12 protein-coding genes and 1 other annotated feature are annotated in these 13,774 nt (G+C 38.3%); of the genes, 4 read left to right on the forward strand and 8 right to left on the reverse strand.

The window, feature by feature from the left end:
- Positions 1-22: 22 nt before the first annotated feature.
- Positions 23-240, reverse strand: a binding site (T-box leader).
- 118 nt (positions 241-358) lie between these two features.
- The gene (locus tag BN1068_RS15600; protein WP_077603747.1) at positions 359-1,144 is read right to left on the reverse strand and encodes a lytic polysaccharide monooxygenase; all 786 of its coding nucleotides are present in this window, start codon (positions 1,142-1,144) and stop codon (positions 359-361) included.
- Positions 1,145-1,574: 430 nt separating this feature from the next.
- Between BN1068_RS15600 and BN1068_RS15605 the strand changes: the two genes are divergently transcribed.
- Positions 1,575-1,820 carry a phage holin gene (locus BN1068_RS15605; protein ID WP_077603748.1) on the forward strand — a complete coding sequence of 82 codons (246 nt, stop codon included), beginning with the start codon at positions 1,575-1,577 and terminating at the stop codon, positions 1,818-1,820.
- Between the two features lie 71 nt (positions 1,821-1,891).
- Here BN1068_RS15605 and BN1068_RS15610 read toward each other — a convergent pair whose 3' ends face one another.
- The gene (locus tag BN1068_RS15610; RefSeq protein ID WP_077603749.1) at positions 1,892-2,611 is read right to left on the reverse strand and encodes an IclR family transcriptional regulator; all 720 of its coding nucleotides are present in this window, start codon (positions 2,609-2,611) and stop codon (positions 1,892-1,894) included.
- A gap of 105 nt (positions 2,612-2,716) precedes the next feature.
- On the opposite strand from BN1068_RS15610, the gene BN1068_RS15615 reads away from it, so the two are divergent.
- From BN1068_RS15615 to BN1068_RS15625, 3 genes are read left to right on the forward strand one after another with little or no spacing between them, the layout of a single operon-like run.
- Positions 2,717-4,111, forward strand: a complete 1,395-nt coding sequence (locus tag BN1068_RS15615) for a sodium:solute symporter family protein (protein WP_077603750.1) — start codon at positions 2,717-2,719, stop codon at positions 4,109-4,111.
- Between the two features lies 1 nt (position 4,112).
- Positions 4,113-5,468 carry a hydantoin-5-propionate amidohydrolase gene (locus tag BN1068_RS15620; RefSeq protein WP_077603751.1) on the forward strand — a complete coding sequence of 452 codons (1,356 nt, stop codon included), beginning with the start codon at positions 4,113-4,115 and terminating at the stop codon, positions 5,466-5,468.
- A 15-nt stretch (positions 5,469-5,483) separates the two neighbouring features.
- Positions 5,484-6,656 (forward strand): M20 family metallo-hydrolase, encoded by a 1,173-nt coding sequence (locus tag BN1068_RS15625; RefSeq protein ID WP_077603752.1) that lies wholly within the window; start codon positions 5,484-5,486, stop codon positions 6,654-6,656.
- A 109-nt stretch (positions 6,657-6,765) separates the two neighbouring features.
- Here the strand turns inward: BN1068_RS15625 and BN1068_RS15630 are convergent, their stop codons facing one another.
- From BN1068_RS15630 to BN1068_RS15655, 6 genes are all read right to left on the reverse strand, one after another.
- Entirely contained in the window at positions 6,766-7,662 is an 897-nt protein-coding gene (locus tag BN1068_RS15630; protein ID WP_077603753.1) for a diacylglycerol/lipid kinase family protein, read from the reverse strand.
- A gap of 290 nt (positions 7,663-7,952) precedes the next feature.
- On the reverse strand, positions 7,953-8,996 hold the full coding sequence (locus tag BN1068_RS15635; protein ID WP_175637167.1) for a hypothetical protein: 1,044 nt from the start codon (positions 8,994-8,996) through the stop codon (positions 7,953-7,955).
- A 95-nt stretch (positions 8,997-9,091) separates the two neighbouring features.
- The gene (locus BN1068_RS15640; protein ID WP_077603755.1) at positions 9,092-9,877 is read right to left on the reverse strand and encodes an ABC transporter ATP-binding protein; all 786 of its coding nucleotides are present in this window, start codon (positions 9,875-9,877) and stop codon (positions 9,092-9,094) included.
- 86 nt (positions 9,878-9,963) lie between these two features.
- Positions 9,964-11,253 (reverse strand): MFS transporter, encoded by a 1,290-nt coding sequence (locus BN1068_RS15645; protein WP_077603756.1) that lies wholly within the window; start codon positions 11,251-11,253, stop codon positions 9,964-9,966.
- A 284-nt stretch (positions 11,254-11,537) separates the two neighbouring features.
- On the reverse strand, positions 11,538-12,266 hold the full coding sequence (locus BN1068_RS15650) for a DUF998 domain-containing protein (RefSeq protein ID WP_254846790.1): 729 nt from the start codon (positions 12,264-12,266) through the stop codon (positions 11,538-11,540).
- A gap of 979 nt (positions 12,267-13,245) precedes the next feature.
- Positions 13,246-13,773, reverse strand: coding sequence for an ATP-binding cassette domain-containing protein (locus BN1068_RS15655; RefSeq protein WP_254846791.1), 528 nt, complete (start codon positions 13,771-13,773; stop codon positions 13,246-13,248).
- Position 13,774 lies beyond the last annotated feature (1 nt).

A 13,774-nucleotide genomic window follows, 5' to 3' on the forward strand; every position in this document is an offset into this window, starting at 1 on the left:
AAAACACACCCTCCCCTTCCTAAGAAGGGGCGAATGTGTTATCTCCGCGGTTCCACCCAAATTTCCGTCAGGCATATTGACGGCTTCATTTTGCAGTAACGTTGCATGGTTACGGCGTCAGTTGTTACTCCAACGCAGCTCTGAGGTGGTAAATTACATTTCCTGGTTAGAAAGCTCTCACCTAATACTTTCCTCTCTTTAAACCTTCCAGATAATTCATGTCCTCTTCATTGCTTTTCAAAAATAAATTATAGATTATCATACTAGAATTTTTACATTTATGCAACATTCTTTTTTATTTTTAGTAAAATAATCTGTCCTGTTAATTTATTTAAACATTTCGATAATTTAAATCAAATTACTCTACAAGCTCCCATACTCCAGCACTTCCAGGTGTTTCTCCAGTAGTCCACCATTTTGCCTGATATACTTTTCCGTTATATGTGACCTTGTCTCCTCCAAGATAGACATGATTAGCATCCCACGCTGGATACCCTGGAACTTCTGGATTTGGTTCTCCCGGTCCGGGATCTGTTCCTTCACCGCCAAAATTAACATCAATTACATTATAGAAAGCATTCGCTGTATCATACACATCCCATACTCCTAAAATAACATGATAACCTGTCCGTTCCGGGATGGTTACTTGATGTGTCACCTTCTCACCCGGCCTTGCGCCTCCATCATAAACTTCATAGAATGGAACGAGTTCAAATTGATCCCTTGTCAGCGGCTTGTTCGGATTCCAATCTGGCTTGGTAATATAATAATGCCATTTTGTTGTAGCATGCTTCGCTGTTAAATGCCAGGTAAATGTGTTTACACCGGAATTCAAATTAACCTTTGCCCAGCGGTCAGCAGTTTGTGCGTCTAATTCTGGAAAAGTGCCTCCAGCGGAAGCAATTTCTCCATCCGGGATACTTGCCCCTGGAAATCCTTTTGGTGCTTCGAGACTTTGAGGCTCCCATTGAACGCCACCGCAATTCGTGTTCACCTGTTCTTTACATAATAATCCTCTCGATTGCGGCTGCTCGATATACCCATGTGCAGCAGCAGCCCCCAGTCCAACAAACATAAAAAAGACGAGTGAAACAATGGATGTTCCGAGATACTTCAACGACTTGTCCTGAAATAACTTTTGCATGAAACTCCTCCTTTATTTGTTTAGACAGTTATAGATCAAGAGCCAAAATTATCTAAGCTGCAAAGGTAAAATTGTCAATTTTGTATTTAATTTACAACCATCTTAACTTTATATTAGCATTAAAAATGAAAGCGTCAACAAAGATTATAACGTTTAACATTATTGTAATATTTTTAATATTTATGTAACATTTTCGTTTTTAATGTGTGTTCAAAAAGTCCGATGAATAGGACCAAGAAGTTCAAGGCGACGGGAGTTTTACAAACGGAGCGTATGCTTTTAAATACGTGAGTATTGCAAAACTCACGTCAACGCAGAAATTCGCCGTGTCATTTTTATTGGACTTTTTGAACATCCTCTTTTAATAGCAGCTGCTCCTTCTCATAATTATCCGCACTCTCCCATACCTTATAAAAAGGAGGCTTGGTCCATGAGTGAAAATTTAGCAAGAATAAATAATAAATGGGTGCGGCTGACTGTTTTAGTTATCGTGTTTATTAATACTGCTGCAATGCTGTTTGGTTATCGAATCATTCCTCTATCAAATGAAGATCTTGTTTCGGTGCTATCCCTTATCGCTTTACTCGTATCAGAAATCTGGAATCACTGGAAAAATAACAGCTATACGCCATCTGCAAAAGAAGCAGATAAACTGATGAAGAAGCTTAAACGCTAAAATAAAAAAGCTGATGGATAAGCTCTTGCTTCATCTCTAAATATGGTGAGCATGCTCTTATCCATCAGCTTTTAGAATATATTTTCATCATCTAGCAGCAATGAAATATCATATGCAGCCTCTTTAAGGCGTTCAATGTAATTATTAATTTTGTCTCCTTTGATCCTAAATGCAGGTCCCGCAATAGATAAGCCTCCTAGTATATATTTCCCTCTTCTAAGTATAGGTACTGATAAACCAATTGCATTTTCATCAACTTCTGAATTAGTAACTGCAAATTCGTCATTCCTGATCTTCTCTAATTCCTGATTTAATTTCACGCCACATTCAGGAGCAAAATTTGAATCTATAAGAAATTGACGATGATTTTCAGATAAATATGCCAACAATATTTTAGAAGAAGCTCCTTTAAAAATATCTAAGATTTGTCCTTCTTCATAAGAGTATTTTAAATTATGCTTGCTTTCTAAATGTGTTAAAACTCTAACCTTAGAACCTTTTACAGCTGTTAAGTTTACCGATTCACCGATATCCTCATTAATTTCCTGCATTAAAGGCAATGCTGTCTCAATCAATTTATTAACAGAATCCTCTTTAACTCTGGAAATTTCATCCGCTAACCATCCTGGCGCATATATTCCTTTTCCTACAGCTTCAATTAATCCAGCATTTATTAGTCCTTTGATTTGCCTGTAAAGAGAGCTTCTCGGAATATTTGTCTCTTCTAAAATCAGGTCGATATGCAGCGGGGAGCCATGTAAATGAAATAGAGGTAGTATTTTTAAATTCATGTAAACGCCTCCAAAAGTCTCATAATTTTAGACACTCAATTTGCCTTAATATTCTATATACTATAGGATTCTAAGTACATTATCAATATCTAAAGGAGTTTTGATATGAATACAAATTTAATTTTGTTCATCACAATTGCAATTGTGCTTTTAGGAATCATAACTTTTTCTTATTTATTAGGACGAAAGAAAAAGGGAATTGAAAACTGGTATATAGGAGGAAGATCATTACCGATTTATGTACAAATTGGAACACAATTCGCAACGGTAATGGGTGGTGCAGTAATTGTTGGACTTGTAGGAACTGCTTACTCAAGCGGGTGGTCAACTCTAACTTATGGTTTATTAACTATGATTGGTTTTATTCCATTTCTTTTCATGGCCAAATGGCTAAGAAATAGCGGATTTGAAACAATGCCAGATATTATACGGCATATATACGGACATCATCCGATATTATCTATGCTGGCAATCCTGTGTACTTTAATTGTTCCATTTGGTTGGATGATTACTCAACTCATCGGTTTTGGTAATATCTTTTCGACCATTACAGGAATTGACGCACCAATAATAGTTGCAATATTCGCACTTATAAGCTTGGCATTTGTTCTTCCTGCCGGAATGACATCTGTTGCATGGACAGATTTCATTTTCGGCTGTGCCATGGTAATCGGTGCAGTGATAGCATTCTTCATCGCTTTAAATTTAGGAGATGGCTGGCAGACTATTATGGCTAAAACTCCAAGCGAAATATCCGATTTTCCTGATGGCTTAGCGGCCGTAGGAACGGGAACAGTATTGTTTTGGATTTTTGGTGTTATGCCCGGTAACCTGACTAATCAGCAGCTATATCAAAGAATTTATTCTGCTGATAACTCTAAAAATGCAACCATTTCCATCGCTGTGACAGCAGCATTGTTTGCACTGGCAACCTTCTGGTCATCTACTATTGGTTTAACTGTACATTCACTTAACCCTTCATTAGATAATCCGGAAAGTGCTACAGGCTGGTTCCTGACTCAAACTCCTGATTGGTTCTTAATCATGTTTGCTGTATTTATTGTAGCAACAATCATGTCCACATTAAGCAGTGCAGTGCAATCTGTTGTAGTTACTATAACGAAAGATATCTACACAAATTATATTAATCCCGATATCGAAGAAAAGAAATTAGTTTCTGTGTCCAGATTAGTATCCATAGCTGTCCTTGTTTTGGCTGTTCTGATGGCAATATTATATCCACAAGCACTTGGATGGATTGTTGCATCCTTTGCTTATTCTGTCTCAGCTTTACTAGTACCTATATTAGGAGGGTTTGTCTTAAGGGATAAGAATTTATTGGATCAACGAGCTGGTATTGCCAGTATTTTATTAGGAATATTAGGATCTGCTTCTGCGCATGCATTAGGATCAGAGCTTTATGTAATGTACGGCTTAATAACATCACTAATTGGACTATTAGCCGTGGCAGGCTATAACAAAATTACAAAGGAGAATTGATATGAAATTCGAAACCGTATTAAAAGGTCATATTGTAAGCCCGGGAGAAGATTTTCCAGGTGAAGTAGGTATTTGCAATGGGAAAATAATAGAAATTTCAAAAACGAAAGGTAAATTAGATGCTGAAACAGTCCATGATTTTGGCGAGGACTATATTTTACCCGGCCTTATCGATACACATGTTCATTGCTACAGCAATCCAAATGAAGGAATAAAAAGAGCTTCTTCAGCAGCCGCTAAAGGAGGAATAACAACTTTTTTAGATATGCCTTATGACTTACCTGCTCCAATAACTAATGTAAAAGCATTGAAAAACAAAATTGATATAATTAATAATGAGTCTGTTGTTGATATAGCTTTATGGGGAACCGTACCTAAGGAAAATGGTGCCGAGGTGATTGATGAGCTGGCAGAACATGGTGTCGCCGGATTTAAACTATCTACATTTGAAACAGATCCATATCGATTCCCCCGCATAGCAGATGCTGATATATTAGAAGCTATGAAAAAAACTGCAAAGAAAGATTTAGTAATTGCATTTCACGCTGAAAATGATGAATTGTTAAATAGCTATATCCGTGATGCAATAGCTGAAAATAATCTTGACCCGATTTATCATAACTTAACAAGACCCCCGGTAACAGAAACATCTTCTGTGATCAAATTATTGGATATGGCTTCATGGACCGATGCAAAATTACACATTGTGCATGTCAGTCATGCACAAACGATTGATTATATCAATTGGTTTAAAGAACAAGGTGTCAATGTTACTGCTGAGACATGCTATAATTATTTACTATTATCAACCGAAGATTTGAAGAAATATGGGCCAAAAGCAAAAATTAATCCACCTTTGAGAAAACCGGAAGAGCTGAAAGCTTTAGAAGAACAATTATTCAATAGTGGAATCGATTTTATCACATCTGATCATGCACCTTGGCAAAAAGAAGATAAAGAAATTGGTAACGATAACATTTTCAAAGCAAAATCAGGAGCTCCCGGGTTGGAAATAATGGTCTCGTTACTATTTGATTATTTAATCAGTGATAAAAATATGCCCTTAAGCAGATTTGCTGCATTACTATCTTCAGCACCTGCAAAAAGATTTAATCTAAGTGATAAAGGTTCTATTGAAAAAGGAAAGGACGCAGATTTTACAATTATTAAAAACAACGCTCCATGGAAGATTGATGAAAATGATTTCCTTTCCATCTCTGATATTTCACCATTTCATGGACATACATTGAATAATCATATAGAGGCAACTTTTGTTAGAGGACATTCCGTTTATTCGCATAAAAACGGCATTGCAGATAAAGCAATTGGGCAATTTGTAAAGCCAGATAATGTATAAGGAGAGGGATTATTCGTGAAGATAAACAAACAACGGTTAATAAATATGTTAGATGAAGTCAATAATATCTCATCCGGCGGAGAGGGCATCACACGGCTGGCTTATACAGAATATGAGGAGGCAGCCCTTGAATGGTTCATAAAAAAATGTGAAGCATATTCTATAAAAACACACCGGGATAGTATCGGGAATGCTTTTGGCACAGTGGGTCCAACAAAAGGAGATGGGATTTTAATTGGTTCCCATTTAGATACTGTGAAAAATGGTGGAAGATATGACGGCGCATTAGGTGTAATTGCCGGACTGGAGGTTCTAATCACTTTGATAGAGAATGATATAAAATTAGAAAGGCCGGTAACCGTTGTCTCATTCCGTGGTGAGGAAGCTAACATACTAGGAGGAACTTTTGGCAGCCGTGCATTTTGTGAGCTCATTGATTATAATGAAAATTTCATCAGGAAATTAAAAAATACACCGTTTAATGAAAAACAGGTTAAAGACACAGCAGGATATCAATATTATAAAGATTATATAGAACTTCATATAGAACAGGGAAAAAAATTGGAGACAAACGAATTAAATATAGGTGTAGTAAATGCAATAGCCGGTATTAAACGTTTAGATATTACTGTTCATGGAGAGGCAGGTCATTCAGGCACGATCGGGATGAATGAACGAAATGATGCATTAACACACACAGCAAAAATTCTATTGGAATTTGATAGAATTGTTAAAGATTATGGAGAGCCAAACATCGGTACAGTAGGCGAATTATATGTTGAGCCTAATTTACCGAATGTTGTACCCGGCAAAGTGAACTTTATTCTTGAAGTTAGAGGAACCAAAATCGATACTATACGCGAAATCACAGAACAAATTTCGACATTTGCAGATAATAACTATCAAGTGACAATTAAGCCTGATGTCGAAAAGCATCCAGCCAGTTTATCAGAAAAAATAATAAATATAGCTGAAGAAGTCTGTAAGGAATCCAACATAAACTATCAGGTTATGATGAGCGGCGCGAACCATGATGCCAATTCGCTATCTAATGTAATGGATAGCGGACTCCTATTTATACCATGCTTAAATGGAATCAGTCATAATCCAAAGGAATTCGCAGAGCCTTCTGATATGGAAAATGGGGCAAATATCTTACTTGGAACTACTTTGAAGCTAATGTCTTGAGCACTGTAACAGTTTATTAGAAAAAGATATGTATGAGACAGAGTGAAAAACAAACAGCAAAAATAGATAAGAACTCCCCAGTTTACTAAAAAACTGAAGGAGTTCTTTCTTATTCCATATCTCCATAAATCATTTCCAGATGTTTCGGAAGCACCTCGACTATTGCTGGTGTTTTATCTAAAAATTCCCCATCACAATCAATATTCTGTTCCGGGGAAGCAGATACTTCTAATTTGCTGGTTCGGAAATAAATAATATCATCGTCTGTTTCGTTCTCCGGATAATCATTCTGTATTTTAGTCTCCAGCCATTTCTTTAGATATCTCAGCTTTGCTTCCTTGACAATCAATACATCGAATTTACCGTCTTGTACATCTGCATGAGGGAAAAAGGATTGAATTCCGCCGAGAAATGAGCCGTTTCCAATAACGAGCAGCTCTGCCTTTTCATCATAATCAAGCTCCTCACTATGTATTTTTAAGGAAAAGGCTTTATTTTGAAAAACAAGCTTTGATGTACTCAGATAATAAGAAATTCGCCCGAGCAGCTGCTTATTTGCCTCATCCATCTCCTCGGCAACCTTTGAAATAATGCCGATTCCCCAGAAATTTAAAAAGTAATGCTTATGATAGCTGCCTACATCAACGTAAATAGACTTCTGCATCATAATTTGCTCCAGTGCCTCCATCGGTTTTTGGCTGATACCGAGTGTCCGTGAAAAATCATTGCATGTACCACCCGGCAAAATAGCAAATGCGGGCCTATTTTCCAAAGGAACCAGGGCATTCATTATTTCAAAAATGGTGCCGTCTCCTCCTCCAGCTATCAACAGATCGACTTCTTCTGCATGCTGTTCTACCAATCGTTTCCCATCACCTTCCTGCTCGGTCTGATAAACGATAACTTCCCCAAACACTTCCGACAGTCTGGTTTCAATTTTATTTAATACCTTTTCTAATTTTTTCTTTCCTGCTTGTGGATTTATAATTAAAGCAACTTTTTTCACCTTTTCCGCTCCTTGTAAATAGCAATTTTTATTGCATCAAAATATTTGGGGACTGAAGTTGTAATTACTCATTCTGCTGAAAAGCGTGGCGTGCATTGTATACTTAAAAAGAATCTTTCTTTTACATTATACAATAATCTTTAAAACGAACGACTGTAAAGTAAAGGGAATATTTCCATCTGCTTATCATTACTAAATCATGTCTTTTACCGGATATAAAAAACTGGCGGGGGAATCTCTTTTTTTAAGATTCTCCCGCCAGCCTCTAACTTATTCACTATACTCTTTCGTTATTGCATCTGTTCCACTGCACCTGTTTCTTTATTCACGATAAACCAGCCAAAAGTGGAAGTATGGGAAGAATCCCCCTCCCCGACAACGGAATATACCTGAACCACATAATTCCCGTTCTCATCCTGATGATCAGTCACCACATTCAAATCATTGTCGTCAATACTTAAATACGCTTTAACAATGTTTTCAGCCTCTGACTCACTTATTGATCCTGATGCTTCTTCCGTATTCTCACCGTCATCCTCTGCCGAATCCGAATTCTGATCATCCTCTGAGGCATCCGTATCATTTGAGGTTCCTTTACTATCAGAATCGCCTTGACTGGAATTGGTTTCCTCACTATCAGAGCCTACTTGATTATCTTTCTCTTCTTCCACCGTGTTACCGGCGCTATCAATAGATTCATCTTCATCTGTTGCTTCATCTGTATCTCCGTTTGTTGCTTCATTATCTTCCTGCTCCGATTGATTAACATCTGTATCGGATCCCGATTCATCGTTGGAAGCATCACTTTCCTCAGATGGAATTTCTTCTGTCTCTACAGCTGAAACAATCCATTTCTCTTCATCCCAGAAAATAGAATAGGTAACGACCACCTGGTTTTCTTCCTGCTCCTGTTCCACCTCATACAAATTATCTTCCACTTTTTCAAATTCATATGCTTCTTCTTCATCAAACCAGACAGGAGCTTCTGATGTATCTATGTAGATGAGACCTTCTTCATTTTCTTCAAAATAAGTATCTATTACGTCATCAGCTAACTCCTCTGACATAATACTTAAAAATTCTTGCTGAACATCTTCCAGAGAATCAAAATCCGCTAATTCTCCATCTTCTTCCGCATTTTCAACTATATTCTGATAGGTTTCTTCATAGGTTTGTAATACTTCTTCCGCTTCTGCTTCCTCTAATTCAGGAATTTCTTCTGTCTGTTCTTCTGGTTCAGGAGCCGGCTCTTGCTCTTCTTCTTTGTCTTTGTTACAAGCTCCCAGCAATAATGCCATCGCAATGGCAATAACCATTAAAAATCTGCTTTTCACCTTATTTTCCCCCATTCGAGTTTCTTCTTCTTTATCATACACTTTTTCCTGGAAATTAGAAATATCTTTCAAAGGGGGAAGCTTCATCCATACCGTTATTTTCTTTTTTCAATTGTTAACCAGGGCCTGTCACTATCCCAATGCACTTGAACAGGAATTTTAAATGTTTCGCTTAACAAAGCATCGGTCAGGACATCATGTTTTTCTCCTGCAGCGACTAATTCACCGTCACGCACTAAGGCAACATGGGAAATGGCTTCTGTAATCTCTTCAATATGATGTGTGACATAAAGCAGATGGGTATTCTCTTTTAAATCATCCATTAATTCCAGCACTTCTTCACGCGATAAAATATCTAACCCGGAGCAAGGTTCGTCCAAAATCAAAATCTCCGGTCGGCTCATCAGCGCACGTCCAATAAGAACCCGCCTTCTTTCCCCCTGAGAAAGCACACTGTATTTTTTTCCTTTTAAATATTCTAATCGTAGGTCTGAAAGAATTTTAGAGGCCTGCTGCCAATCCTCTTCTGTCACCTCTTCATAAATACCAAAGGAAGCAAATTTTCCGCTGACAATCACATTTTCAACTGTTTCAAGCTGGATTGTCTCTTGAAAACGGTCCAGTGCACTGCTTACATAACCAATTGATTTTCGTAATTCAGATAAATCTGTCCTTCCGAAAAGCTGATCCAGCACTGTCATTTTCCCGGATGTTGGATAGTTATAGCCAGTGATAATGTTTAAAAGAGAGGTTTTTCCTGAACCGTTCAATCCTAAAATAGCCCACTGCTCTCCTTCTTTAATTTGCCAATCAATACCCTTTAAAATTTCCTGATTATTTCTTCGCCATGTTATCTGATTAAAATAAACAATATTCTCCATTTCTTATCCCCTCTATCTTATTGAAAAGTCTGTTAATTATTACGCTAGAATACTATATTCCAATCTTCTTTTCTAGTAAAATGCATTTAATGATTCCAGCGCCAGCCTCTTAAATAGCCCGCTGTTAGAATAACAACTGGAATAATGCTTACTGCCAGCAATGCTCCGGATAAAGTTAATGTCATATAGCTTGCCTTGGCGACAATCACTCCTGATAACCCACCGCCAATTGCTCCGGCAAGAGATATCCAGACATCCACTGACCCTTGTGATTTAGCACGCGTATTTGCAGGGGTTGCATCTACCAGCATCGCTGTTCCGCTAATCAGACCAAAATTCCAGCCAAGTCCAAGCAGTACTAATGCTGTCACGTGAGCCATCGTGGATTCTGCCGGTCCAAAAGCTGCTGATATCCCCGCCAGCATAAGTGTAATACCAGATGCAAAAGCCATGTTTACCCGTCCAATTTTATCCACCAGATAACCGGTAATTAGAGACGGCAGATACATCGCTCCGACGTGGAGACCAATGACAAATCCGACATCATTGAGTCCATGACCATAATGCCCCATATGTATTGGTGTCATGGTCATAATGGAGACCATCGTAAACTGACTGATAATCATAATAAAAGCACCAGCGAAAATTCCTCTTTTATCTTTTTCCAGAGATTCTGCTTCAGCCGCTGCAGACTGCGTATTGGCTAATGCCTCTGCCAGCCGGATTTCTTTCGCTACAATAAATGGATCCGGTCTTAATAAAATAAAGAAGATAAGTCCAGCAAAAAAATATGCAGCAGCAGCCAATATAAATGGACCTGCAAGAGCTGGTATTCCAATAGATTCTGCAATATTCCCCATCACACTAACTAAGTTAGGACCAGCTACAGCTCCCAATGTACTTGATACCATAGCCATACTTACTGCTTTTGCACGCTGGTTCAAATTAGCTAAATCCGTTCCCGCGTAACGTGCCTGTAAATTTGTTGCTGAACCAGCTCCATAGATCAGCAGCGTAAAGAATAACAGAATTATATTTTCAGAAACGGCAGCTATAATTATTCCAATAGCCCCGAGAGCCCCACCTAAAAATCCTGCAGTAAGACCAAACCGTCTCCCATAACGCTGGGATGCCCGTCCGACAAATAAGGCTGCCCCTGCTGCTCCCAGCGTAAATAACATAGAGGGTAAGCCCGTCGCACTGTCTGATCCTAATAAATCCTGCGCTAATAAAGCTCCCACCGTAACCCCGACGGCCAGCCCTGCACCTCCAAAAACTTGTGCAAGAATAACAACAATTAAAGTTCTTTTATACAGCTTTTGTTGTTTTTCAGGTGATTCTATGTATTCTTTTATTTGTTCTTTCTGTTTGTTCAAACTCTATTCTTCCTTCCTCCATCTATCTTTTAAAATTATCAGAATATGAAAATCATAGCACTAAGCATCTGCCAGTTCAATATAATTTAGTCATTCCAAAAGTTTTTGTTAATATGCAGATAGACGAGACCCTCCCGGAAATAATGATGATAAGCTGATTTGATTACTGTTGGCAGACTAAAAAATACTTCTAATTGGTATTTTTTAATTAAAAGACTCCTGTTCTTAAACGGAATTACTTCAGACAGGAGTCTTTTTGGTGCCTTAAGCTTCCTTTCTCCTTTCTAATGCACCTTATGAATTCGCCTGCTCCAAAGACCAATTGCAGTACCTGTCAGCCAGATATATACAGAAGCGCAGAGTATACGCTGAAGCAAACCGCCGGGAAGCCAAGTAAATACAGACTGTAAAAACAGACTTAAAAGAGCTGCTGCGTTAACGATTGTACAAATAATTGTCCACCAAAATATACGGGGCATCTTTTGATAAATAGCAATACTGATTAAAATCATGGCAGGAATCTGTACAACCATACCTGGAAGTGCAGTTATCGTGTGCCAGTAAAAATTAATATCAGCAGGGACAATTCCTGAGATGCCATAGCTTACTCCAAAAACACCAATGAAAATACTTGCTATTTTTATGGAACGAACCTTTGGCCAGAGTGGATAAAGCAACACAGCTCCAATCAAAATAAATAAGCCTGTTAAGAAAAAAGTCCAGTTCATCAGCCAGTGATATGGTGAACAAATCGTATAACTTGCAAGTACATAGGTATCTGTACCACAAGCAGTTACCCCTAAATCGCTCATTGGCTGGTTCAAGAAACTATAAGGTGCTGTAGTCGCCCGAATAACAATTGCTTCTATCATAAAATAGGCGCTTAGTGCAATCCAGCTAATCAGTCCAATTAGAATAGATTGCCTGCCGCTGGATTTACGCGATAAAAATATTGCCAATACAGCTGTAAGTCCAACAATAATCATCACTGCAGCATGAAACCCATAGCTCACTTTATTACACCTCCTCTTTACTACCTAGCCTTCATACAATCCTTTGACAAATATACTAATAAATATCCTTCTCTTCTATTTACGTTACTTCACCCCGCAAAGATTCATTCTACTTTATTGAAAATGTTCACTATTTTTATATAAAGTCCTCAACTTTCGCACCAGAGAATAAGCATCTATACCTTGCTATTCCAGGATGAACATGTTGTTAAATCATCCATCTATTGAAATGAAGATTGTGTATAGCTTCCGCTCCGGCCAACCACTCCGCTTTCCATGGGGACGGCTTCAGCTAACTTGAAAAGAAACCCGCTTTTCAAGTGGATCTTCAGCTCGCCCTGTTCCCATAGGAGTCTACGTGGTTGGCCTGCGCTCAGTTAGGCCTCTGCAGCGAATGAAAGAAGTCAAATCCTAATGGAGTTGGATGAAATCATCGCTTTTTGCTTAATGAAAAGATTATTTTAATGTTTCAAATGGTTGCTTTGGCAATTTAAATGATGACCCAGCATGGATAGTAAATATCGGGAATAGCTTTCATGGACAGAAAGACATCGTGACAGAATATTTTACCTTGAGTAAGGAAAAAATTTTATCTGATCTAACTTCTATTTAGTCAGCAATTTCAACCTGTATAGAACATCCTGCTAGCGGAGGCGGACCGTTTTGACTCCTGAGGGATTAGCACCATCTGAAGATCCACTTTTGCCAAGTGCTCTTCTTGGCAAAAGTTAGCTGAAGAGCGTGCCCCTAGGAAAGCAAAACGGTCCGCCGCAGCGGTGGCCATACACGTTAGCTAGCGTTTATGCTTTGTCAAGAGATAGATGGAAGGAACGGTCAACACATGTCTCAATGATAAGCAAGTTATTTTTTTAGGTGCGAAAGTTGAGTAAAGTCAATTTATTATGCAACGTCTTTGCAAGCTAAAAAGCCATCCTTTTTATAAGAATGACCTTTTAGTTTAAAAGATATAAAATTCAATTTATAAATACTGTCCCGTAAAAGAATCTTTATTTCCCCTAATCATTTCCGGCGTTCCTTCAGCTATTATCTGTCCCCCTTTTGCCCCGCCTTCAGGACCTAAATCAACTACCCAGTCTGCAGCTTCGATAACCTGGCTGTTATGCTCCACCATAATTACCGTATTTCCTGCATCTACTAATCTGTTTAGCAGCTTCAAAAGTTGGATTGTATCATTTGGATGTAAACCAGTGGTTGGTTCATCCAGTAAGTAAAGAGAAGTCTTTTTCCCCTGCTTCATTAACTCTTTCGCAAGCTTTAGCCTCTGTCCTTCTCCGCCTGACAGAGTAGTCAAGGATTGTCCCATTTTCAGATAACCTAAACCTATTTCTGTCAGAAGCCTTAAAATAGCTTGTATCTTTTTCTCACCTTCAAAGATAGAGAGGCACTCATGCACGGAGCATTCCAAAATATCGTTAATGGAATAGCCCTGATATTTTACTGCTAATACGTCCTGTTTAAATCTTCTTCCCTGACATTCCGGGCACACA

Origin of the sequence: Oceanobacillus sojae (assembly GCF_900162665.1) — a bacterium.
GTDB classification, from domain to species: Bacteria; Bacillota; Bacilli; order Bacillales; family Amphibacillaceae; genus Oceanobacillus; species Oceanobacillus sojae_A.